18 protein-coding genes are annotated in these 26,090 nt (G+C 37.3%); 5 read left to right on the forward strand and 13 right to left on the reverse strand.

The window, feature by feature from the left end; translation table 11 throughout:
• Positions 1-465: 465 nt before the first annotated feature.
• Positions 466-654 (forward strand): DUF2949 domain-containing protein, encoded by a 189-nt coding sequence (locus BC008_RS35460; RefSeq protein ID WP_058184322.1) that lies wholly within the window; start codon positions 466-468, stop codon positions 652-654.
• 382 nt (positions 655-1,036) lie between these two features.
• Here the strand turns inward: BC008_RS35460 and BC008_RS35465 are convergent, their stop codons facing one another.
• The 4 genes from BC008_RS35465 to BC008_RS35480 all read right to left on the reverse strand — a co-directional run bounded on the left by BC008_RS35465 (position 1,037) and on the right by BC008_RS35480 (position 6,480).
• Entirely contained in the window at positions 1,037-3,403 is a 2,367-nt protein-coding gene (locus tag BC008_RS35465; protein WP_027842796.1) for an ABC transporter permease, read from the reverse strand.
• A gap of 79 nt (positions 3,404-3,482) precedes the next feature.
• Entirely contained in the window at positions 3,483-4,214 is a 732-nt protein-coding gene (locus tag BC008_RS35470) for an ABC transporter ATP-binding protein (protein WP_027842795.1), read from the reverse strand.
• 123 nt (positions 4,215-4,337) lie between these two features.
• A complete protein-coding gene (locus tag BC008_RS35475; protein WP_027842794.1) occupies positions 4,338-4,859 on the reverse strand; it encodes a host attachment protein in 522 nt (173 codons plus the stop codon).
• A gap of 364 nt (positions 4,860-5,223) precedes the next feature.
• Complete coding sequence (locus BC008_RS35480) at positions 5,224-6,480, reverse strand: MgtC/SapB family protein (RefSeq protein ID WP_027842793.1); 1,257 nt, start codon at positions 6,478-6,480, stop codon at positions 5,224-5,226.
• Between the two features lie 595 nt (positions 6,481-7,075).
• On the opposite strand from BC008_RS35480, the gene nifJ reads away from it, so the two are divergent.
• On the forward strand, positions 7,076-10,747 hold the full coding sequence (gene nifJ / locus BC008_RS35485; RefSeq protein WP_027842792.1) for a pyruvate:ferredoxin (flavodoxin) oxidoreductase: 3,672 nt from the start codon (positions 7,076-7,078) through the stop codon (positions 10,745-10,747).
• A 368-nt stretch (positions 10,748-11,115) separates the two neighbouring features.
• Entirely contained in the window at positions 11,116-12,636 is a 1,521-nt protein-coding gene (locus BC008_RS35490; RefSeq protein ID WP_153009714.1) for an HAD family hydrolase, read from the forward strand.
• A gap of 178 nt (positions 12,637-12,814) precedes the next feature.
• Here BC008_RS35490 and BC008_RS35495 read toward each other — a convergent pair whose 3' ends face one another.
• From BC008_RS35495 to pssD, 9 genes are all read right to left on the reverse strand, one after another.
• Complete coding sequence (locus BC008_RS35495; protein WP_027842790.1) at positions 12,815-13,882, reverse strand: acyltransferase family protein; 1,068 nt, start codon at positions 13,880-13,882, stop codon at positions 12,815-12,817.
• A 140-nt stretch (positions 13,883-14,022) separates the two neighbouring features.
• Positions 14,023-15,471: an oligosaccharide flippase family protein gene (locus BC008_RS35500; RefSeq protein WP_027842789.1), complete on the reverse strand. Its 1,449-nt coding sequence runs from the start codon at positions 15,469-15,471 to the stop codon at positions 14,023-14,025.
• Positions 15,472-15,554: 83 nt separating this feature from the next.
• Positions 15,555-16,526 carry a glycosyltransferase family protein gene (locus tag BC008_RS35505; RefSeq protein ID WP_058184320.1) on the reverse strand — a complete coding sequence of 324 codons (972 nt, stop codon included), beginning with the start codon at positions 16,524-16,526 and terminating at the stop codon, positions 15,555-15,557.
• Positions 16,527-16,570: 44 nt separating this feature from the next.
• Positions 16,571-17,776, reverse strand: coding sequence for a glycosyltransferase family 4 protein (locus tag BC008_RS35510; protein ID WP_058184318.1), 1,206 nt, complete (start codon positions 17,774-17,776; stop codon positions 16,571-16,573).
• A 24-nt stretch (positions 17,777-17,800) separates the two neighbouring features.
• Entirely contained in the window at positions 17,801-18,988 is a 1,188-nt protein-coding gene (locus BC008_RS35515) for a glycosyltransferase family 4 protein (protein WP_027842786.1), read from the reverse strand.
• Between the two features lies 1 nt (position 18,989).
• On the reverse strand, positions 18,990-20,339 hold the full coding sequence (locus BC008_RS35520; protein ID WP_027842785.1) for an O-antigen ligase family protein: 1,350 nt from the start codon (positions 20,337-20,339) through the stop codon (positions 18,990-18,992).
• Positions 20,336-22,303 carry a GumC family protein gene (locus BC008_RS35525; protein WP_161938200.1) on the reverse strand — a complete coding sequence of 656 codons (1,968 nt, stop codon included), beginning with the start codon at positions 22,301-22,303 and terminating at the stop codon, positions 20,336-20,338. The genes BC008_RS35520 and BC008_RS35525 overlap by 4 nt, the downstream gene beginning before the upstream one ends.
• Before the next feature lie 198 nt (positions 22,304-22,501).
• Positions 22,502-23,026, reverse strand: a complete 525-nt coding sequence (locus BC008_RS35530) for a glycosyltransferase (RefSeq protein WP_027842783.1) — start codon at positions 23,024-23,026, stop codon at positions 22,502-22,504.
• Entirely contained in the window at positions 23,023-23,472 is a 450-nt protein-coding gene (gene pssD / locus BC008_RS35535; protein WP_027842782.1) for a PssD/Cps14F family polysaccharide biosynthesis glycosyltransferase, read from the reverse strand. The genes BC008_RS35530 and pssD overlap by 4 nt, the downstream gene beginning before the upstream one ends.
• Before the next feature lie 1,176 nt (positions 23,473-24,648).
• Here pssD and BC008_RS35540 point away from each other — a divergent pair.
• Positions 24,649-25,863: an AbrB family transcriptional regulator gene (locus BC008_RS35540; RefSeq protein ID WP_027842781.1), complete on the forward strand. Its 1,215-nt coding sequence runs from the start codon at positions 24,649-24,651 to the stop codon at positions 25,861-25,863.
• 1 nt (position 25,864) lies between these two features.
• Positions 25,865-26,029: a phosphoribosylanthranilate isomerase gene (gene trpF / locus BC008_RS48890; protein ID WP_235595995.1), complete on the forward strand. Its 165-nt coding sequence runs from the start codon at positions 25,865-25,867 to the stop codon at positions 26,027-26,029.
• Positions 26,030-26,090: the final 61 nt, after the last annotated feature.

The following is a 26,090-nucleotide window of genomic DNA, read 5'->3' on the forward strand; positions in this document are numbered from 1 at the left end:
AAAACATGTTTTCTTCTTGCGTATGAATAAAGTCACCCTTCTGCTAACAGCTTCGCTACACTGCATAAGTAAGTAGGGAAGAAAAAAAAAGTAAACTATGTAAATAAATATAAAATATCTGTATTTTGCTCGTAGTAGCGCTTTAGCGCTAAAGCGCTCTTACAAACAAGTTATGATTTTTCTTACTAACATACTTATGCCCTTTGCATACGCTGAGAACGCGCTAAACCTTTGAGGTAGACTTCGTTAACGCGAAGGCTAAGCAATGACAACCTAAATTTTGGTAAATTTAAAAAATTGAGATACTCCTCCGAGAATATCTTGCAAATCCTGATTTATAAAGTTAGGTGAAGTTTTATAATTTCCTGGATTTCCTCATATTTTCCTCAAATTTATAATATATCTTTAACCCACTTACAGCCTAAAACTTACAAATTAGAATCTATTTCAGATGGGGAAAGTGAAATGCTATCTACAAGACAATCTGAATTCATTAGCTTTTTAGAGAAACATTTTGGTATTTCTATTGCTGCGATCGATTTAGCTTTACGAGATATTAAGGATTGTCCTAGCTTATTACCAATGACACTTTGGCAATATGGCTTAGTAAATATCTCACAGTTGGATGAAATTTTCGACTGGCTTGAAAGTTAAAAGTGCTGAAAGTAGTGAATTAATCATTAATAAAACTTCATAACTTAGCAAAAATTAAATCGATAATCAATAGTATTTACTTGTTTAATAAATTTTATCCTTCCAAATATCTATGAGTAATTAGAATTTGGGAGGATAATGTATTGAAAAATTATCTCTCAAAATAGAATATGACATTGCCTGAAAAATTTTCTGAAAATAGAATAGTCATAAATTAAAGTCACAAATAGATAAATTTAAAAACTAAATTAATTACATACAGTATTTTCCCTATTAAAATTATAGAAAATATGGAAAAGTCTAGATATGTACAACTTTATACAACTATTTATAAGCAGTTTTTTATGAATAGTTTTGGTTCCCTAAGAAAAAATCAAAGACATCATTCTTTAGTCTTTAGTACAGCAATTAGATCCAAATCCTTCAACTGACGGCGAACTATAAACCCAGAAAGAATTGCAGTTATCACAATTACAATTAATGCAAACCCATAACTAGTATTAGTGACAACCAAAGGAAGGCGGTAAAGTTCTGACTGGTAAGCACTGGACATCAAAGCACATAACCCAAAACCCATCATAAAACCTAAGGGAATTGCTATTAAGGTAATGATTGCTTGTTCTCCTAGCAAAATAAAAGCAATTTCAGCTTGGGTAAACCCAATAATTCGCAGCGTTGCAAGCTCGCGACTGCGTTCGGAAAGTGCAATACGGGCGGCATTGTAAACTACTCCAAAGGCTATAATGCTAGCAAATATAACCAAGACAGTGGTAAAAATACTTAAACTTCCTGCAATCGTTTCTTCAAATCTTTCAATTGCAGTTTTACGGATCGAGACACCAGCGACTGCAGGAGTTCGTTTGAGTAAACCATAAAGGCGATTAAGAATATTGTCATCAACCATCAAATAAGCACCTGAAATTGTTCCGCCTTCCCGCATTAATTGGTTGAGGGCTCCGATATCCATATATGCAGACATCCCTAGTAATTCATCAACTTTTCCCACAACTTGGACAGTGCGAATAGGTCTAGCGCCTTCCAATACTTCCACCGTTAATGATTCACCTAAATCTACCCCTAGAGTATTTGCTAGCTGTGTTGTTAATACAACTCCATTACCAGGCAAGTTCACGGAATTTAAATCGCGGTTAATTAAACGTCTTAATTCAGCTTGAGGATTAATTCCTGTTAAAGCACTGCGATAGCTACGATGTTCAAAGCGCAGTCTCACCGCTACAGTACGAAAAGGTTCGGCATATATAACCCCAGGTAAATGTTCGACCTCATATCTTGCTCGTGCGGGACGTGGTTCGTTGAAAACAATAGTTACATCCTCGCGCTGGACATTACGGAACTGTACGTCAATAATATGTACCATCACATCAGAGAAATAACGTCCGACAACTAGTATGGCGACAGCCAAAGCAATTCCTAACGCAGAAAATAAAGCCTGGAATGGTTTGCGTTCAATGTTACGTAGAATTATTCTGACGGCGGGAGAAACTAATTGTTGCAACCCTAGACGTTCTAAAAGAGTTGCTCGAAACTGTGCTGGTGGTTCGGGACGCATTGCTTCTGCTGGTGGTAAGGAAACTGCTTGTTTTACGGCAACAAAAGCTCCAAACACACCCGAACCACCGCTAATAAAAATTGACCCTAAAATCAAACCTAAGCTTGCTTCGTAGCGCAGCAAGGGAAAATTAAAAAACCTAGTGTAATTTTGGGTGACAGCTATACCAAACCACAGACCCAAAGCCGTACCGAGAAAAGCACCAAAAAAGACAATGATTAGGACAAACTTCAGATAGTGTAAACCAATACTGATATTGTTGTAACCAAAAGCTTTGAGTACTGCAATTTGGTCACGCTGGGTACTAACTAAACGTGAAAGCAACATGTGCAACAAAAATGCTGCGATACCAAGGAAAATTGTCGGGACAAAGATTGCACTTCCTTGGAGTTGTTCGATTTCTTCGGAGAGAAAGCGGTTGGAAATTTGGTCTTCTCGATCATAAGCACCTAATCCACCATACTTCTCCAAAAGTCTATCTAATCGAAAGATTACCTCTTTTTCGTTTGTCCTTGGCATTAATGTTAACGCTACATCATTAAATGCCCCATCCATATTAAAAGCAGTACCTAAAGCCTTACGACCCATCCACAGAACACCAAATAGTTTATCGTCAGGAAGCAAATCTCCAGCACCGCGAATTGCATAAACATACTCTGGTGAAAGTGCGATACCAACAATTTGTAACTTTTGCCAGCGTCCATTAATTACTGCTTCAACATTATCGCCCAATTTTAGATTATTAGCTTTAGCAAAAGCTTCACTAATTAAAACCTCATCACTCTTACCCGGTTCGATATAACGTCCTTGACGAATGTATAGATCGTTGAGGATTGGTGTTTGCCGTTCTGGGATTGAAACCAGTCTACCTGTCGCTGGTTCTGAAAGCTTGGGAACATCAAGAGTTACATCAACTACGACCCTTGTATTTACCTGCATTACCCCTGGAATATCTCCAATCTTTCTGGCTAAGCTTTCTGGTGCTCGCTTTAACTGTACAAATACCTGCGCAAAACGATAGTTATCATAGTAAGTTGTCTGGGAAAGTTGCAGAGATTCATAAGCACTCAACATACTGACAAAACTGGCAATTCCGCAAGCAACAACTAAGGCGATTGCAATAATTTGACCGCGCCAGTGGAGAATATCTCGTAGTAGTTTTTTATCCAGGGCTTTCATTAAATTACGAAAATAGTCCCTAAAGTTTTAATCTTTTCCGTTCCAGGTTTCCTGTTCCCCAAGCCATCATCTTTAAAAATCACCATTCCAGTTCTTCAGGTTTTACCTTTGCTTGATTGCAATGAATACTGGTAATCTCACCACTACGCATAGTTATAACCCGATCTGCCATTGCTGCAATTCCAGCATTATGGGTAATTACTGCTGTCGTGGTTCCAAGTTCTCGGTTCACCCGTTCTAATGCATCCAACACTAGTTTACCTGTTTGGAAATCAAGGGCTCCAGTAGGTTCGTCACATAGTAAAACCTCTGGACGTTTAGCGATCGCGCGGGCGATCGCTACCCTTTGTTGTTCTCCTCCGGACATCTGGGATGGAAAATGATTTAGACGTTCCTCCAAACCTACAAGTTCTAGTGCTTCTTCCGGAAGCATGGGATTTGAGGCAATTTCGGTAACAAGAGCAACATTTTCCCGTGCGGTAAGACTGGGAATCAGATTGTAAAACTGAAAAATAAAACCCACGCATTCGCGCCGAAAGCGAGTTAGCACCGCATCATTAGCATCTGTGAGGTCACGTTGGTGAAAGAAAACGTAACCACTAGAAGGTATATCTAGTCCCCCAATAATGTTAAGTAAAGTTGACTTACCACTTCCGGAAGGTCCTAGTAGGACTACTAATTCCCCTTCATAAAGATCGAGGTTAACTGAGTGGAGCGCCTGCACTTCCACTTCACCCATGCGATAAACCTTAGTGATTTCTTGGATATGAAAAATTACTTTTGGTGGCGAATTTGCAATAACATTTTGCATTTACTGAAATTTCTGTGAAGTCAAAATCCAAAATCTTCCTTTAGATCTTAATATAGGAAAATTACGTGGATTTGTTGAACTAAGAATCTCCGTCCTTATAGGACGGCAGAGTGTCAAAAAATACTATTTTTGAGATACGCCCTGTCGTTCTGGTAGTAATTTTTTCTGAGCTAGATATTCATGAAGTTCTTTTGGCTTAACTTGACACAAATCTTTAGCTAACTCAAATAATCTAAGATTTTTAGGTAATATGGGTACGACAATGTCTCGCATCAATCCTAAAATTCGGTGTTCGGCAATCAAAAGTAAATGCCCAGTTTTATAAACCCGAATTAAACTAAAAATTTGGTTAGAAATATTTTGAGCAAAGCGCCGTTCAAATTCAACCATATGATTTTCACGATGGTCATCATAGCTATGGGCTCGAGCCCCTGCACCACGATTCCGTCCGGTTTTAGTATTTGCCCAAAGTTCTTGACCCGGTAGTTTTTTCGTTGGATTATGTAAAGTTTCCCGTTCGATCAAATTTGGTCCAAAATCATTATCAACTAATTCTTCTAGTTCCAAAGTCAAAAATCTTGCCTTTGTACTATCAATTACTGCAACGAGAAATCTTGTGCTTTCGAGCGATGTATTAACGTTCATTTTTCGTATAGCTTCTATGAAACGATACCGCTTGATTCTGAATTTATGAGAGTTTACATTGATGGGAATTTACGCTTTCATTCATCAGCAAGATTGAGGTTTGTGACTAAAAATAGACTCTAAAATATATTTACTTTGCACAAGCCTTTTTAGAAATCTGCTTTTAAAGGCGTAAGTCCCGTTTATTTTAAGATTAGAAAATAAATATGAGGAAATCGTGAGGAAAATGTTGTCAACAAAAGTTTAAAGAGAGATACAGCACTTTGTAAGTAGATGAGGTGCATTCCCCCTGCTCCCTACTCCCTTGCATTATAAAGATATTAGGTGTACCTCACTTAGATGAAATCGGCTGTAAATTTATTTCTTAGCTGTATATAAAAAAAGCTGTAATTAAACTCAACCCCAATGCACCCAACAAAATAGTTGCACACCATCGAGCTAAAAACACTCCACCAATAAATGAAGCTAGCAAAGCTTTGACAACTGTATTCACCGTTGCAGCTATTAGAATTCCCGTCGCTCCAATTGGAAGAGGTAAGTTTCCTCGAGTAGCTTGTGCCAAAGATAAACTCACTGCATCTACATCTGCTATTCCCGAAATTGCTGAGAGCGCATAGATACCCGTATTTCCAAACCAGCTTTGAGCTACACGAACAAGGACAAATAAAATGCTCAGAACCACAGCAAAACCGAAAGCTGCTCCCAATTCGACTGGATTATTTAGCTTTAACTGTGCTGATGATGGGTTTTGCTCAACTCGAGTTGCAATCACAACTGACGCTATAAGGGGAACTATTGCTAATAAAGCTACTGGAGCCGTAAGCCAAGGGAGTAAAGCAGGATTGACAACTCCAACTTCAATTAGTAAACGAACAGCCATAGTAGCAGCAGCAAGAGAAATACCCGCACCCAGTAAAGCAAAATTTCCTTTTTCCTTGCGCGCCATTCTTCCGTAGGCGACCGTAACTGCTGTGGATGAGACTAATCCACCAACGATCGCAGTCGCAAGCAAACCAATGCGACTCCCAAAGATTCGCATTGTAAAGTAGCCAATATAAGAAATACCTGCAATTAACAGTACCAACCAACCAATCGTCCGAGGATTCAATGCTTCCCAAGGACCAATATTACTATTGGGAAGTAGAGGAAGTGCAACTGCTGCAACTATCAATAGTTGTAATGTGGCAATTAGTTCTCGTCGATCTAGTTTTCTCAGAATTCGGTGTAATTCCCGTTTATATCCTAGCAATGCCGCCAAAATAACAGAACCTGCAACGGCTTCACTCTCAAAACCACTTACAGCTAATGCACCTAAAACAAACGTAATTAATAAAGATAATTCAGTTGTGATCCCAAAATCCTGGGTATCTTTGACAGTCATCACGTAAGACACAGCAACCATTAGCGCTAGACCAAAAAATGTCACCGCTAGGAAACCTGCACCAAACTTTTCTCCTAAAAGGGCTGATATACCGCCAAATAACCCTATGGATGCAAAGCTCCTCACCCCTGCAACCCGCCAACCTGTGGGACTTTTTCGGCTTTTCCAACCGCGTTCCATACCGATAATAAGACCCACAGCAAGGGCGAGCGCTAGCCTAAATGCAGTTATAGTATTCATTTTTTACGACCAATTAAGCGGTTAATTAATAGTTAATTAACCCTCAGTCATGATTAAAAAACTGGGATTAAAAAACTGGGATTGCAGTTATAGCCAGTATTAGCAAAACTAACAGAATCAACACGCTTATTTTGAGAGTTATATGTTTAATTACATCGGATACTGAAATATCAAACATAGTTCCACCTCCAGAGCAGCCTTTTTCCTAAAATTTGAGGCTTCTCAAAACTAATTGCTGCTTATATATTTATTGTCTAATACAAATATCTGAGGTAAAGCTGAATTAACATTTCTTTGCTGTTTTTATGTAACAGAATAGCAATAAAATCGAGATAACTGTGTCACATTAATTAACTAAATAGTAGAGCCTCTCCTCTAACTCTGCATGCATTAGAGATTGACTCATCATCAACCTTCTCATTTACAGTAACTCTTGGTTACTTTTGCTTCCAAAGCAAATGTTTTTTTAATACTTATTGATTGACACAACACTGGAAAAATAATCATACCCCAGGGTCATTGCAATGGGTTTGGAATTAATGGGTATGGAATTAATTGGTGTGGAACTTCAATCTAGCAGAACCAGGTAAAACAAATGAAAAAAACCTTTGCAACAATTGATGGGAATGAGGCTGTTTCCCGTGTTGCTTATCGTTTAAACGAAGTAGTTGCAATTTATCCGATCACCCCCTCTTCACCGATGGGAGAATGGGCTGATACTTGGTCAGCTGGGGGTCGTCCTAACTTGTGGGATACAATTCCCAGTGTTGTAGAAATGCAAAGTGAAGGTGGTGCAGCAGCAGCAGTACATGGTTCGCTACAAACGGGATCCCTAACAACAACCTTTACCTCCTCTCAAGGTTTGTTATTAATGCTTCCCAACCTGTACAAAATTGCTGGCGAATTAACAAGCGCTGTAATTCACGTCGCTGCTCGTTCTTTGGCTACCCATGCTTTATCAATCTTTGGGGACCAAAGTGATGTGATGGCGACCCGGGGGAGTGGTTTTGCATTACTTTGTTCAACATCGGTACAAGAAGCACATGATTTTGCATTAATTGCTCAAGCTGCAACTTTAAGAGCACGAGTACCTTTTATTCATTTTTTTGATGGTTTTCGCACTTCCCATGAAATTCAAAAGGTCGAGCTACTAACAGATGACGATTTGCGGGCGTTAATTGATGAAGAATTGATTTTAGCTCACCGCGATCGCGCCTTAACTCCAGATCGTCCGGTGTTACGGGGAACTGCACAAAACCCTGATGTTTATTTCCAAGCTCGGGAACGCATTAATCCTTTCTATAATGCTTGTCCGGGAATTGTACAACAGGTAATGGATGAATTTGGAGAACGGACGGGAAGGCATTATAAAATTTTTGAGTATCACGGTGCAGAGGATGCACAACGGGTCATTGTACTAATGGGTTCGGGGTGTGAAACCGTACATGAAACTATAGATTATCTTAATGCTCGAGGAGAAAAGGTTGGCGTAGTTAAAGTTAGACTGTTCCGTCCTTTTGATATTGAAAAATTTGTCGAAGTCTTACCCGATAGCGTCAAAGCAATCGCTGTTCTCGATCGCACTAAAGAACCCGGTAGTGCTGGCGAACCACTATATTTAGACGTCATCACCGCCTTTGTCGAAAGATTATCTGCAACACCATTACCAAAAATAGTTGGTGGTCGTTACGGTCTTTCCTCCAAAGAATTTACCCCGGCGATGGTATTGGCGGTTTTGGAAAATTTAGCCCAAGAACAACCAAAAAATCATTTTACAGTCGGGATTAATGATGATTTGAGTCACAGTTCTCTGGAATTTGACCCCAGTTTCTCTACGGAAGCAGACAACGTTGTCCGAGGAATGTTCTATGGCTTGGGTTCTGATGGTACAGTTGGAGCAAATAAAAATACTATTAAAATTATTGGTGAAGGAACTGATAATAACGCCCAAGGTTACTTTGTTTATGATTCAAAGAAATCTGGGTCGATGACTGTTTCCCATTTGCGTTTTGGTCCCCAAGCTATTCGTTCTACCTATTTAATTGACAAAGCTAACTTCATTGCTTGTCACCAGTGGGTATTCCTAGAAAAAGTTGATATTCTCAAATCCGCTGTTCTTGGGGGAATATTTTTGCTTAATAGTCCCTATAATTCCGAGACTGTATGGGAGTATTTACCTGCTTCAGTTCAAGCCGAAATAATTAACAAGCAGCTGAAATTTTATATCATCGATGCCAATAAAGTTGCCCGAGAAAGTGGTATGGGCAAAAGAATTAATACAATAATGCAAGTATGCTTCTTTGCATTAGCCGATGTGTTACCCCAATCAGAAGCGATCGCTAAAATTAAACAAGCGATTGAAAAGACTTATGGTAAGAAAGGGGTAGATATTGTCAATAAGAATTTAAAAGCAGTAGATAATGCGGTCGCAAACTTACAAAAAGTAGATGTCCCTGCAACTGTTAGTAGTAATCTAGAACTAGAAGCAGCAGTTTCTGCAAATGCGCCGGAATTTGTCCGGGATGTCCTTGGTAAGATGATGGTTTGGGAAGGTGACGAACTACCTGTAAGTGCTTTACCAATAGATGGTACCTTTCCAACAGGAACGGCAAAATGGGAAAAACGTAATGTCGCCCAAGAGATTCCAGTTTGGGAACCAGATGCATGTGTTCAATGTAATAAGTGTGTGATGGTTTGTCCCCATGGAGCTATTCGCAGCAAGATTTATGGCGAATCTGAATTAGTAAATGCACCAATTAGTTTCAAATCTATTGATGCTAAAGATAAGGACTTTGCAAACCAAAAACTTACTATTCAGGTAGCGCCAGAAGACTGTACTGGTTGTGGTATCTGCGTTGATATTTGTCCCGCAAAAAATAAATCCCAACCCGAACGCAAAGCAATTAATATGGAACCCCAATTACCTTTGCGATCGCAAGAACGAGAAAATTGGGACTTTTTCCTAAATTTACCACTTCCAGATCGCAGACATTTAAAACTCAAACAAATTCGTCAACAACAACTGCAAGAACCCTTATTTGAATTTTCTGGTGCTTGTGCTGGTTGTGGGGAGACACCTTACCTAAAATTATTAACTCAACTATTTGGTGATCGCGCTTTAATTGCAAATGCAACGGGTTGTTCGTCCATATATGGGGGTAATTTACCGACGACTCCCTGGACAACTAACGCTGAAGGTCGGGGTCCAGCTTGGTCTAATAGTTTGTTTGAAGATAACGCCGAATTTGGTTTTGGCTTTCGTTTATCTGTAGACAAGCAAACAGAATATGCAGCCCAATTGTTAGAAAAATTAGGAAATCAGAAATGGGAAACAGGAAATGGGAAGGATAAACAAACTTTAATTCCTCAAGACCTAGTTAATTCCATTCTGAACGCAGAACAAAATAGTGAAGCTGATATTTGGGAACAAAGGGAACGGGTTGCACAACTTAAAAAAGAATTAGACAACTTGTTGACCTCTATGAAAACGTGCCATCCTGTAGAGACTTACCAGAGGCTTAACGCCGACACCGCAGGCTCTGGTACATCTCTACAAAAATCCAAAATTCAAAACCTCAAATCCCTAGCTGATTATCTGGTCAAGAAAAGTGTTTGGATTGTAGGAGGTGATGGCTGGGCTTATGATATTGATTTTGATGGTATAGACCATATACTTGCAAGCGGTCGCAATGTCAATATCTTGGTTATGGATACGGAAGTCTATTCCAATACTGGTGGTCAATCATCCAAAGCAACACCAATCGGTGCAGTGGCTAAGTTTGCTGCAAGTGGTAAACCTGCAGGGAAAAAAGACTTGGGCTTAATTGCAATGACCTATGATAATGTTTATGTCGCTAGCGTTGCATTGGGTGCGCGGGACGAACACACACTTAAAGCATTTATTGAAGCTGAAGCCCATAATGGTCCATCTCTAATTATTGCCTACAGTCATTGCATCGCCCATGGTATTAATATGACAACCGCCATGACCCATCAAAAAGCCTTGGTAGATTCGGGACGTTGGTTGCTATATCGTTACAATCCTAATTTAGTTCAACAAGGAAAAAATCCCTTGCAACTGGATATGAAGCAACCAAAGCAATCAATCGAACAATCAGTCTATCAAGAAAACCGCTTCAAGATGCTGACTAAAAGCAAACCCGAACTCGCTAAAAATCTCTTGCAAGCAGCACAAGCTCAAGTTAATGCAAGATGGAAACTTTATCAATATTTAGCAGAACGGAAAATCACAAACAGCGAGGATTGATATCACATACAATTAGTTACCAAAAATGTAGAGATCTAGCAATGCTAGGTCTCTATATATTAATTTTTATATGTATACTAATTTTTATAAATTATTTAGTATTGCCATACATTTACTATCATTTTAAATTTACTATTAACCTTTTCAATATAGGACTTACGCACTCGTTAATTGTTTTTTTTTCAAAGTATTTATATAAGATAAAACAAATACAAGTTCTTATTTAAATAAAATTCATCCAAGGTTGTTAAAGCTTAATATAATACTTAAACAAAAACAAGACGTACTATTTTATACTTAAGCTGTAGATTGATTATAAGAATAGAATATTTTTATTTCTATTACCCATACTTCAGGTTTTAACAACTATGGAAAATAACTATCCCGAGTCGTCTATTGTAGAAGTGGTAAATCTAATTGAGACAGCGCCAGATGGTACTTCTATTCTTGTAGATTTCGATGAGACTCTCTTTCTTCGCAACTCAACACAGGAGTATCTTAACTCTTTGCAACCTCGTATACTTGGGTCTTTTTTCCTAGTTATGCTGAGCTTAATTAAACCTTGGAATTGGTTACCAAATAATATTAAAGGAGACATATCAAGAGATTGGTTAAAAGTTGTATTAGCAACTTTATTTTTTCCATGGACTCTTATTTTATGGCAATTTAAAGCTAAAAAAATTGCCCGGCTTTATGGTAACAAAATTCTAATTGAAGCGATTAACAATAATCCTAATTCTCGTGTAATTATTTCTTCTCTGGGCTTCGATTTTATCATTCGTCCTCTAGCAAAACACTTACCAGTAAAAATAGAGCAAATAATTTGTTGTAGATTTTGGCAGGGAGGAAGCGACCGATACAAAGGTAAATTAGCAATGACAACAACAGCATTAGGTGAAGATGTTGTCAAAGATGCAATACTAATTACAGATTCCAATGATGATCTACCCTTACTGTCTCGTGTATCTAAGCCCTGTTTATTAGTGTGGCCCGAGGCAAAAAATATTCATGCAATGATTGACGTATACATTCCCTTCTTTTATTTAGAAAAAGTCAAAAAGCCAGGTCAACCATACTTTATGAATGAAATTCTCGGAAATGACCTGCTATTCCTAATTTTGGCATCAAGTTGGATAAGTTTTCAACCAATTATTCATGCCTTTAGCATGACCTTTATGATACTTTCTTTCTGGTGTATCTATGAAACAGGCTATATGGAGAATGATTTAGTTGCCGAGAAATTTGAGAAAAAACCTAAACTAACAGATACATATCAACGTTACAAGACAAGAATTAATCTATGGCAACCCTGGATTTGGTCAATAATTCTCACAATTCCAGGAATCCTGCTTCTAGAGCTAAGTAAAGAATTAACGGCTAATCTAACTCTTAACTTTGAATTTGTTTCTAGTCACGCAACCAGCCTTTTAACTGACACCTTAATTTGGATAAGTTTACTTATTTTTGTCCGAGTTGTTTTCTGGATTTACAACCATATCGATAAGAAGACACGGGTTTGGTTGTATCCAGTTCTACAAGCTTGTAGATGTTTTGGATTTCTAACTGTGACTGTTAGTAACCTGGTTGGAACAATGATATTTACAGCTCACGTAATTTCTCGTTGGGTTCCCTACATTATTTACCGCTACGCAAAGGTTGATGGTTGGCCAAAAAACATAGCCCAATTATTCCGCGTTCTTATATTTGGTCTATTACTTACTGCGGTTACTTTAGGAACTCAAGACACTTCCATTTTAATTAGTTGGCAGACATTTACAATCTTTGCTTATTGTGGATACAGAGGACGCCGTCTTCCCTTAGAGATAATTCGGTCCGCACATCCAGTGTGGAAAGACCAATGGGGTACACACAATTCAGAAAGTAAATGAAGTCATTCGAATTAATTGAACCAGAGTTCATCTACCCATAATGAGCAATTAGGTGTCGTATCAATTAGGTATTTGGAATCTCAAAATGATAAAGTACAGATTGATAAGTAAGAAGGATTCTACACTTACCTTCAAGTTTATATACTGTACTTCTAAAACCTAAATATGTTCTGTCCTATCAACAAACGACTGCTTTGAGACCAATACGTTCTAAGAATATTGATAACCCCAAAGAAATAAAGAGTAATATCATCCAAACGAAAAGCTTCAAACCTATGATTTCAGGAAAACTGAATGTAGCTTGGCTAAGAAAGCGAGTACTAATTGAAATAAAAATTTGCGAAACAATACCATTAATACAAAAAATACCCAAACTATATTTTGATAAAATTTTAACTAGATCCCTAATTGATGAAGAAACTTGTGTCTCTTGAAGAGATGCAAAACAAAAAAACATTATAAATACACTAATAATGCAGGAAAACATTACATAATCAAATGGTAGTATATTCCCTTCAAATCTAATAAATAGCCAGCGATACTCTATCATTTGAACGACGCAATATATTATTAATAATAATGCCTTGATTTTTATATTAATTCGACTAGAAAATTTAACAACTAATAACCAATTTTTAAAGAAAAAAATACCTAAGCCAATGTAAATAAACCAATAAATTAATAAAGGTCTATTGATGCTCCTTAATATCGTAAGTATTTGTTCCTGGTATGAGTTAGAAGGTATGATATAAATTGATAAAAAAACTAAAGCTTGAATAATTCCTAAAAACCAAATATTTAGTTTCTTATTTAACCAGCCTCTAATAAGAATAAAAATGGGAATAAGCTGGATAATGACTAATAAATAATAAGCTCCTGTAAATACTTCACCTCTAGCTAAGTCTCCAATGATTTCTGGTATAGGTTTTCTATTTAATAGCTTTAATAAAGTTGCGATAGTAAACCAAAATATGGTTGGGATAAAAAGACGGTATAAACGCTTCTTAATCGCAGCTAATTTAGAATCATTATATTTATCTGCTCCCCTCTCAAAAAGTAAAAAAGAAATTGTCAGAAAAACTGGAACACAGAATTTTAAAGGAGAAAAGAGAATACCTTCAGCTAGCTGACTTGATGATAAACTTTCCTTTGGTAAAATCATTGAGTGAAAAGAGACTACAGCAACAATACTCATTGCTTTGAGCAAGTCAAGTGAGAATAGCCTACCTGTTTGCTGATTGTTCATAGTTTATATACGATCACTATTCAATTCTTAGTAATTACGTCGGGAGTATATTTTTTGTAATAAACATAATTATTTTTTCATAAATAATTTTGACTGATATAGGTAAAAATATACATGAAACATCGGAAATTCAAGTTATATTATTTATTACTCTTATTCATAGAAATTTTAATCAAATTTATTAGCATTGTAGGAATACGTCCTTTGGAAAATATACTTAGAGTAGTTCCATAAATTAAAATCAGAATTACTAGTTGTAAAAAAGGCCGTAAACTTTCAGGAAAAGGAATCGCGAAGATTAGCATTAATCCAATACTCATTGCGACAGTTGGTAATAAAATTGGTTGAATTAAAAGTCCAAGATTCCAACCAGCAGCACGACAAGTTGCGAACAAAAACCAGATAGTTGCACCAACACCCATAACTAGTGCAACAGCGATCGCAACCCCTTGAATTCCTGCTAAATTAGCCCCAAATAAATATGAAGAGATAGAAACTGGGACTAAGACCCAATCAATTATGGCAATTTTTAAAGGTTTATCTAAAGCAAGTAGCGTAGTTCCCAGAATTGACATGAAGCCTCTTGTATAGGCAAAAATCAATACAATCTGAAAAAGTCTAACTGTCTCCACCCATTCAGAACCAAACACTAAAGGAATTACCCAAGGTGCGATCGCTAGTCCTACACCGTAAATTGGCGCAGAAAGTACTGCATATAATTCCAATACCTTCGCCAGAAAAACTTTCTGACCCGCATTATCTTTTTGCGACAGAGCAGCAAAAACTACTCTATTTACTTGAGATAAAGCATATACAGGCATCATTGCCAATTGGTACGCTAAATTATAATATCCAAGTGCTTGTGTACCTAGGGTTCTACCAATAATTAGGTTGTCGCTATTTGTATTGATCTGAACAGCAAACTTACTCCCAAGAATACCAGCAATAAATTTTCTTACCTCTTTCACAGCAGAGGGATCCAATCGGAAACGGTAGGTGAAGCGATATCCACTAAATGATTGTTTGAGTAAGTTATCTGCTAACCCCATAGCAAGCTCTCCCACCGCAAAAGACCAAACTCCTCCACCCATCACAGCACAAGTAATAGCACCACCAACTCTTGCAAAGCTAGCAACACTGTCACAGATCGCGAGTTGAGTAAATTTCATTTGTCGTTGCATGACAGCAGTATGTGAACCCGCACCTGCACCAATCAAAAATACAGCCGCAGACAATACAGTTAGTGGAAATACTATAGATACTCCAAAAAAATGAGAAAGTGGGAAACCTGCGATTGCTTGTACGAGAAACAAACCAATCGAGATATTTACACCCAAACTGTAAACAGTATTAACTATCTTTTTGTCATCTAAGCCTCGCTGTACTAAAACCTGGGCGATCGCCACATCTCTAAACAGGATTGAAAAATTACTTACAATCAACACCATAGCCCAAATACCAAAGTCTTTGGGCGACAGTAAGCGAGCTAAAATAATTTGAGAAATTAGTTGAGCAACTTTACTTAAAGCAAAGCTTATAGTCATCCATAGACTGGCTTTGACAATCCTTGTGGAGTTGGTTTTAGTCATAATTGGTTATATATTTCATTTGTTCGGATACTTAGTAGCTCAACTTACATTTAATTGCAGTTGTTAATACTCAATTGGCGACCTCAACTAAATACTTTCTTCCAAATTCTTTTAGCCATAGATATAAAATATTTAGGCTTTTTAGGCACTCGATAAACCAAATATCTGACAAAAGCAATTTGATAACCAAATCTATATTTAATTGCAGACAATATTCCAGATTCAATATTATTTTCTTTACCCGAACTAATATTTTTTAACTTTAAAACTTCGCGAGAATATACAGGATGCTCGCCCCAAACACATGCGAAATGGACAATAGCAGGAGATACAACTTTATCGTACTTTTGGAAAGTAGATTTACCTGTGAAAACATCTATATCAAAATGACCTTTAAGTCCGATAGGAGTACACATCATCTGACCTTTATCTTGAAACATGGTTTCTTTATGCAAGGTCATCGCGATCGCGAATATACGTTCATCGTTAGGTCCATCGCTACGCCATTCGGAAAAGCCAAGTTTTTTCCAATCATTTAAGATATCTCGTGCTGTATCAAAAACCAAGTTTGCAGTTTCATTTTTATTGAAATAGAAAAGACCTCCGTTAAATTGAGGTAAGGCTTCCAAGCCGAAATGTGTAAGTACAAAATCTACGTCAATGAAACTGTCTTTGTGACCCGGCTTAAGTAAATTTTCTCCTGGAACGCTAAAATTTCTGTCTTTCAAAAGTTCAAAAAAAAAGTTAATTTCTCTTACTGCAATGCAGTCACTGTCAATGTAAACAGTTTTTTCATATGGCGAATACTTGTCGAGGTGGAGTTTTTGTCTCAGATTCGATCCGTATTCTTTTCTTAATGGAATAATGTCATCGAAAAGTTCCATTAACTCTCGATCGTCTTGATTATCAGTAACAATTGCACGGGGAATATTTGGTGAATGAAGACGTAAAGAACGTGCAAGAGTTTTTGCCATTTCAACATACTTGGGTATCCCATAAGCCAAGGTGATAACACCACTATCTTTTTGAGACATATTCTGTATTTCTTGTTGCATTAATTGTATATACTTAATCAGTAAGAGGTAATTATAAGAAGTAATTAATTTATATAAAGACAAGAATGAGGAACAACCCTATTTGTCAATTCTTTACCTTTGCGCCCAAGCTTTTCCCGCAATTCCTCATCTGTACATAACTGACGTAAAATGTTCAAAGTTTCATTGGTCGAATTTGGGTCTACGAGTAAACCATTTTCTCCATGAATCACAGCTTCCCCAACACCTCCAACTCGTGAAGCAATTACAGGTTTACCGAAATAACCTGCTTCTAAATAAACAATTCCGAAGCCTTCAATACTTTTATCTTTGCTATCAAAGAAAGTCAGCATCGAGAATAAGTCGCACGCAGCGTAATAGCTAGCTAATTTTTCATCAGGTACATATCCTGCAAAAATAACCCGCGAGGCGACATCCAAGTTTGCAGCGAATTCTCTGAGTTCGGACTCCATCCCGCCTTTACCGCAGATTATATAGTAGATGTCAATTCCTTCAGCTAACAAAGTTGGTAAATGTTCGATTACGCGGTCAAAACCCTTGCGCCTAACTAATCGTCCTACAGACAAAATGACAATAGCTTCTTGGGGAATTTGGTATTTGGAGCGAATTTGAGAGCCTAGGGTATTTAATTCCTCCAGGTTTACGTTACCAAATTTTTCTGGTCTGACAGTTGGATTAATTGTTTGAGTCGGACTATCAACTCGAAAACTTTCTTTAAGGCGATCGCCAGTAAAATTACTGTTACAGATAATTACTTTGGTGCGCTGGAGTGTCCACTCAAATAACCAGCGAAAAACAGGATTTTTTTGGGGACAAAGTACGTCGTCACCGTGGAGATACATAAAACATTCCACAGGTAATAAATAGCTCAAAACTAGCAATGATGGAAAATCATAACCGTGACACCATTCAATATAACGATAGCGATGGCGTTGATATAGTTGAACCCCAAGCACCACCGACCAAAACATATTCAGAATCTGTTTGAGAATACTCCCCCATGCACCAAAGCGAGATAGTGCAGGCATTAACCAGCGGTATATTGGAAATGGTTGCACTCTATCAAATGACTCATCACCCGCACAAGCAGAGGAAAGAACCATTATTCGATCTGGATCTTGCAAGCAGCGATTGTAAGCATACTCTTGAATTCCCCCTGCATCGGGAGGAAAAACACGGGAGATAACCAAAATATCAGGTTGTTGAGATGGTTCAGTTTTAACACCATCTGTATTTGCTATTTGGAGCATATTATTAATAGAGGAAGGTCTGATTTAACTGATTTGAACTAATTCCTTTTGATTGTTCTCGGGTAGAGCAATCCCTGTGATTTGCATCATCTTTTTTGCATAGCTAGTAACACTGCATTCTGAGTGCACCCAATTTCTTGCTTTTTCAAGTATTTGAGTTGTATTCGCATCGGTAGTGACACGCACAATTGCTTCAGCAGCAGCTTTTGCATCTTCTGGATCTACCATCCACTCCGGTGCAAAATTACTCAGGATTTCCCCAATTCCTCCACTCTTGCTACCAATTACAGGAACACCACAGGCGAGTGCTTCAACAACGGTACGCCCAAAGGGTTCTCTGGGAGCAAGGGTCAAGACTACTGAAGCATGTTGGTAATAATCTTCAATCGCAAATGTGGGAGGTAACATCGTAAAGCGATCTTCAACACCTGCATCTTTAGCAAGTTGGAGTAACTCCTGGGAATAGATTTTACCAGGAGATAAATCCTCTCCTATAACCACACTGTGGTAGAAATGACCACTTGCTTTTAAGGAGACTAATACTGGGATTAAGGCACGTAGATTTTTATCATTGACAATCTTTGGCTGATTAATTCTTGATGGGGTCAGTATTAACTTTGCTCCTGATTTGAGAATAGGTTCTAAAGGAGCAGGGAGAGCACAAGAAACTCGAACGTTAAAACGTTCTGTATTTACTGGTTGATAGAGAATACCTACAATATCAGATATTAAGCGACGACGAATACACTCAGCGGTGAATTGAGAGTTACAGATAGCTTGTGGAGCAAGACATTTGCAGATTAATTTTCTTAACACTTCACCCATACGATTATAAGAAAGTGCTAAGTCATGAAAAAAGTGGTAAATCGGGCGACCACTCCAGCGCATCCAAGGAGCAGCAGCTACAAGTGTAAATAGTAAAGAACGATTAAGACAGTTATCTAATAATAACGGGTAGTCACGGGGTTGCTGTTTTACCCATTGCAATGCTTTTCTAAAAAATTCAGGTTCTGTTGGAGCAGCTATTACTTTTAAGTAAGCACCCTGTCCAGCATCCTGCAAATACTTCTGTGTAATCGAGCCTGCATGCACTAAAACACAGAATTCTTCTCTTACACCATATTGCTCAAATCCTTTAATTAATAGGGAGAGTGTAATTAATGTTCCTCCAAGAGCATGACAAGTTCCAGGTAAAATCATAAGTTTGCGCATGTTAAATCCTCCCCCTGATAGGCTTTGCAGTTGTAGTTAAGGCGACACAAATAATAAGTATTAACGGAACTGTGGATTCAAGTTCCATCACACTAAATGTCATGCTTATGTAGAGAATCATCAAAAAAGAGCAGATTGGTCTATCTTTCCGGGTTCGATACAAGTAGAGAATTAGCGAAACCCAAAAACTCACAAAAATGGTACTACCCATAAACCCAGAACGATAGAACAATGTTCCCAAGATAAAACTGTGGGAGCCAATTTGTGCAGGTGCATATCCAGGTAATACTGTGGGCCCTTGAAGTCCGCGACCAAATATAAAATCTTCTGGTTCCGTTATAATGGTTTCCCATGTTCTTTGGTAAATTAATGCACGAACTTCAGTAGAATCAGCGCGAGCATTACCCGTACTCTCTACCGTATTTGTAAAAGTATTAGTGATAAAATCAGTTGCAGGTGGTAGTGAAAATGAAACGAAACTTACCACAGCAATCAAGGAGAATATCAGCCAAGTTTGCATTCCTTTACCAATAGTTGTTACATAGCGAATAACCAGTATTAAGGGAAACACAATCCAGTTAGAACGAGTCGCACTAGTCAACAATAGAAAAGCACTCGCAAAAAAAAGTGCAATTGACCACGAACGATTTTTAACTTCTAAAGCAACTAGACCAATAAACCCTACCAATATGGCGAGTGACTCTGGACCAGGGAAGAAAAAACTAAAACGACTAAATCCTGCAGCTACTTTATCATCGGGAAAGTAAGGAAGTAGATAATTCCCATTCCCAGCTCCAGGAATAAACCGTTCTCTTTTATTGGTAAGGTAACCAAAAAGGGAAAGATTTGGGGTGTAGTGTGGTGTTTGTAAAATTAATTGAGCAACAATCCAAAACACTAACATTTCAATAACCAAAACGGAAAACGCCCAGGTTATAACCTCCAAACGTATGCGGATATTTTTACTCTGTAAATACCAAATGATTAATCCTAAGCAACACAAACTTGCGAGTGGACCTAAGATAAAACTTGGTTTGATCTGTGAACTATTAATACTTGTGGATATAGCTCTATATATACCAAATCCAATAATTGAAATTACGGTCAGACTGGGACGCTTCAGACCAAGTGTTCCATTCCGGAGTATCTGATTGATAGCAACTATTATTGACCATAGCAGTAACTGATAACCCCATCCCATTAACCACCACACAGGGGTAAGAATAATGAAGCTACAAAAGAGCTGCTCCGCTTCGGTTAAAGCACCCCAACGAATTAAACCCCTATGTATGAGGCTTTCTTCGGTTGCGACTGTGGATGAACGCGCCAGAAAGCGCCGTTGCTGTTTCATGAGTTAACTTGCGAACTATCGTGCTTGTAGATGTAACCTTCGGAGCGTTGTTCAATACCATTAAGCGCCAAGCCAATAATGTTGGCATTATGACGCATCAATTGTTCTATGGTTTCTTGAACCATGTAGCGGTCGCTTATCCCTAGCCGAATGACTGGGAGCACATTGGCGATCACTTTTGCCATTAGAGCGGTTTCACTGGTAGAGGTCACTGGAGCCGTGTCAACAATTACGTAATCGTAATTACCATTGGTTTGAATGGTATTAAGATACTTTTCAAAACCCCCACGGGCTACAAATTCCATTACTTTGTTATTTTGATTGGGCGCAGTTGGTAATATATCCAAGCCGGGACTGATTTGCATTGGTTGAGGCAAATCATTACTTTGTGGGTGCATAACATGACCAAATTGCCGACTCAACTTAGCTTTACGGAAATCACCATCTACCATCAACACCCGAAAACCTAAAACCATTAAAGCTTTTGCTAACCCAAGAGTGACAGTAGTTTTACCTTCTCCTGCAGTAGAGCTAGTTACCATTAAGCGGTGATTTTCTAATGACATTAAACTAATGGTAGATGCCAAGCGTTGAAAGGGTATCTGTGCATCAGATTCCATTGTTAAACCCAATGGAGCAGATTTAAAAATCGGAATCCGCGCCAGCAATGGTAGCTCAATATCTTGCAGATCTTTTTGTTTGAGTAATGGGTTACGAGATTCAGAAAATAAGATCAAGGCAAGACTAGCAAAAACCGAAGTTAAAATCCCACCAATAGCAATTAGAGATTTTTTCGGACTCGTCGGTTTTGGATCGACAGTGGGTTGATCGAGTACTTGCAGATTGGGGTAAGCATTAAAAGCAGCAATTTTTGATTGCTCTAACTGAGCTACAATCCCTTTGTAAACGCCTTCTGCAATATCATATTGACGCTGCAGATCCAATAATTGAGCTTGCAGAGTAGAGATATTTTTAAGTTCTGTTTGCAGTCTTTCTAATTTGTTCTGAATTATTAATACCTGCTGTTGCAACCCTTTACTCTCACTTTCAACCTGAATTAGCTGTGCAATCAATTCTATAGTGGCATCTTTGAAATTGTTACCACCAAAATTAGCATCTATTCCATCAGCACTCGGTACCACTGCGTTAAGCTGTCGATTAAGCGCCATTAGTAATTTCTGACGCTGTTGCAATAAGGCTCTAACAGTAGGATGTTCCTCTGTTAAAGTTCCCCGGTTAACTGCAATTTCAGTATTTACTTCAGTTAACTTTTGTCGTAATGCTTGGTATTCTTTATTTTCGCTTAAACGTAATGAATTAATAGCCTGCTGTGGAGCCATTCCCAGTGTGCGGCTTAATTCTTGAGAACGGGTAGCTGTTGCTTTTGCTTGAGCAAGTACATCTGTTTGGGTTGTTCTTAGAGTATTAATCGCCGTAACTAGATTTTTAGTCTGCTCCTCATCACTAACGAACCCCGTAGACTTTTTAAATTGTGCTAATTTACTCTTGACTAACTGCAAGTTACGTTCAGCATCTTTAAGCTGACGCTGAGTGAATTGCTCTCGAGCATTTGCTGTACCCTGTCTCAGTTCATTTAAGCGCTCTTGATAACTTTCAATTAATCTTTTTGCCCTTTGTTTTGCTAATTCTGGCTCCGAAGCTGTAACTTGTAGCTGAATATTTGTTGACTGATCGGTAGGTTTTACCTTAAACAACTTTTTATAACTACTCAAACTACGAAACTTATCTTTTTCAGGATCAGATAAGAGAACAGGACGGATCGCATCATCGCTAGTAATGATAGAAGTTAGAACTTTAAGCGGATTAAGCTCGTTAGTAAAAGCAACCCCTTGCTCCTTCAACTGACCCAATGTACCTAAACTAGCATCTAGATTTGTTGTGGTATCAGGCAAAATCAACTGGGCGTTAGCTGTCCAAGTTTTCTGTGAAAATGTAGCAATCATTATCACAGACCCAACAATAACACCATTTAACCCAAGTAGAGGTAACCATAGCCTCTGTATAATTGCAGATACCTTCACAGTCCTCAACCTTAATTCTTACAAAATACACGTGTCATACCAAAAAGAGATAAATGAATCGGAAATATATAAAATTTTAATTTTCCGTTTCGTCTCAATATTTAGTTAAGGTAATTCAATTTAATTTGAATTTAATGCTTGCTGCTGTTCCACTTTTTTATGTTCTGGTGGATACAATTGCAAAAGATGTTCTGTCAGCTTAGGATTTTGGAAGATTTGCCCCTGAAAAATAGGTGGTGGCTGTAAAACTGCACTTTTAAGCTCTTCTAAAGATAAGCAGCTTTTGATGCCAAATTTTTCCACCGCTTGGGCAAATAATAACTGATGATTGTCAACGTGTTCGCTGTATTTATTTAGCCTTGGTATAAGAATAAAACTACATCCCTTAGCTGCTAGCATACGCGTTGAACCTTGACCTGCATGGGAAATAACTAGACGAGAATTTTCAACGAGCTCAGTCATTTTTCGTCCGTTAACTGTCGACTCTAAGGTTACTAAAGGATGTCCTACAAGCCTAGAAGCATCGCTGGAACCATGCTGTAAAAAGACAGGTTCCGAAATTACACCATTTTCTATTAAAACACTTAACCAATTAATAGCTCGATTGAACTGGAAAGATATAGTTCCTAGCGTCATAAAAATCATGAAGCATAACCCTTGAACAGTACTTTAGAATATTTTTTACTTAACTCAGGCCATTGAACATAAAATTCGTGGGACAGTAAATAAACTATTCTTCCTGTCACACTTAATTCTTCAGCACGAGAAATACTTTCTACATAAAGAAATTTAACCCCAAGAAGTTTAGCCATAAATGCAAAGTTTATAGCTATACTTGCTCCTGTGGAAATGATTAAATCTGGTTTTTCAGTCAGAATAATTTTTAAAGTTTCGGGGATATTAAATATTAGAGCTAGGAAATCTCTTGGGGCTTGATAAGGTAACCAATGTACTTTTTCATTATCCTCAAGCATTTCTGTATCTTTCTTTAAATCAGTAACCCAAACTCTTTCATGAACGGACCAGAAAGATTTAAGACTTCGCATTGTAGAAAAGTGTCCGCCAGAAGTACATACTAGGAGTAGTTTCATTTTTGTTGGCTGCTTGAGTAGTTAAAAATAGTTTCAATTGATTGGTTAGAGCCCTAATTTAAGAGAATCACTCGTCAAAATACAATATTATTTTTGCTTATTTAGCTAAGATTGCGAAAGATAAAAAATATTTAATTAAAGTGACATTAATCACTGTAAGTAATTAAAAATTACTCATGACTTATGATGCAAAAAACGATGGGTGTTTTAGATGAGTATTTTATTCATTCTCAATAAAATCGTGTAAAAAATAAAAAAAGTTAGCTAAAACACATTTAAACAATGTCACTAATATTTATTTACTTCTGAGTATTAATGTATTAGTTCGCCTATTATAAAATAGCTAATACATTTATTACTTTATAATTTCAATAGATATAACAAATCTAGCAATAAAATAAGTAAACCTATTTAAGTCATTTACTTTGATTCCCAAAAGTTATTAATTGACTATATTAAGACCAAGCAAATTGAGTTAAATAAAATATATTTATTCAAACCGTAATATTACAAATTTAGTCAATATATATTTTTTGGAAAAAATGATGCAAAAAATATCATACTATCACTTGTATAATAAGTGATAGATAAATGAACGCGGTTTAAGAGAAATATCAGTGAAATATCGCTGAATATTTTTGAGAAAGATTTAAGGTAAGATGCAATATAAAAATATACTTATTAACGAAAGTAAATCAAGTAATTCTTAATACTTATTTTGATTAACCATATAATAAAAAAATATATTTTTTCTACAAGTACAAAACTCCATAGACTGGTAAGATAAGATTTAGCAAATACTATAGGTATTTATCATAGTTAACTTCCAGGCAGTTTGTGTGTAGCGAGAAATACATGTGAGCAGCAATCGAGATATTCAAATTGTGTAAATAAAAAGTCCACTTCCGTGGACCTTACTTGCTTTAACAGACTTTGATTCTTCAAAAGTATTATTCGAGGATATGATGATCTTGTTATTCAGCCCTGAGGTAAAACTAATTTACCGGACTTGATATGACTTAAAGCTGTTGACAAAGAATCACATTCCATACTATTCTCCGTTGTTTCTTGCTTCAGAGTTCTAATCTCTGTCAAATCTACTTATCTGACTATCTTTACAACCAAGATCGCGTTAGCGTGGATACATAGTAAAGTAAAGTTAAAAAATATTTATCTATGAAACAAGCTGTAAAGTTAGTTACTTCCGATCAGATAAGTAGCGATAGAAACTTAAATAATATCGATATAGACGCCTCCTCTAAAAGCACAAAGCAGTTATTTTGGCAATCCTTGACCATTCTTGCTTTGCAGATATGTTTAGCATTACCTGTAGGTCTAATTCTTTCCCATTTCAATATTGGTGGAATGGCATGGATATTTTCTGGGATAATAGCCGGCGTAATCGTTCTGCAAGTCAGTCGGATTTTTTATCAGCTTACACTTAAACCAAACCGGAGTGCTAGACATGTTGGTTTAGTCTTAGTAGGTTTGACCATTGGTTTCTCTGTAACTCAAAATAATTTAATTGGTGTTGTAACAGGAATTCCTATTTTTGTTTTTCTGACTCTTTTTTTACTCATAAGTGGTACTCTGATTGGTTACATTTATTCTCGCCTCAGTAAAACAAATTTATTAACAGCAATGCTAGCCACAGTTCCTGGAGGTGTTGGTGTTATGGCAGCTATAGCTGCAGACTATAATAAAAACGTTACACAAGTAGCATTAGTACAGGTTATTCGTGTGACCTCAGTAGTATTATTTATCCCAGCGATCGCAAGAATTTTAACAGATGATCACATCACCTCTCCAACAATTATTACAGCAGTAGAATTTATCACTTTTACACCTTCATATTTTGGTTTGTTTTTATTACTCTTAGTTGTAAGCTTAATTGCAGTTTATATTGCCACATTATTTAAAATTCCCGCAGCTCATTTTTTTGCAGCTTTACTGGTGGGAATAACATTTAATCCACTAATTCATAGTTTACATATCGCAACTGGAATTACTCACTTTGCATTACCGCCAATTATTCGTATCATTGGTCAAACGCTCCTGGGGATTACTATTGGCGAATATTGGGGTGAAAAACCAGATTTTGGTAAGAAAACTATTGCTTATGCTGTGATGTCAACTCTTATGACTTTATTTGCAGGTGCGATCGCAGCTTATTTTGCTATGCAATTAACGTCTTGGGACTGGTTAACTTGTATGTTAGTAACTGCACCAGGAGGCGCTGCAGAAATGATTTTGGTGGCTTTGACTTTAAATCATAATGTAGAAGTGGTAACCGTTGGTCATTTGGTAAGGTTAATTGCAATTAATAGTTCTTTACCTGTCTGGGTATTTTTATTCCGTCGTCTTGATCGTCAGCTTTCCGAAGCTGCTTAATTTGAGAATAAGTTATAAGTCAGAGCAGGAATTAAACCCGGAAAATATTAATCTTGCGGTTGAAAAAGTAGCTCCTTTTGGAGTAGATGTATGTAGTGGAGTTTGCAGTTTAGGTGATTTAGATGAGAGCAAACTCAGGTCTTTCTTCGAAAATTTAAATTTTTAGATTTAATTAAAAACCTGACGGAGCTAATTTCAGTTCTGCCAATTCTTATTGATTTGTTTGA

The sequence above is a fragment of the Mastigocoleus testarum BC008 genome, assembly GCF_001456025.1.
In the GTDB taxonomy this organism is placed as follows: domain Bacteria; phylum Cyanobacteriota; class Cyanobacteriia; order Cyanobacteriales; family Nostocaceae; genus Mastigocoleus; species Mastigocoleus testarum.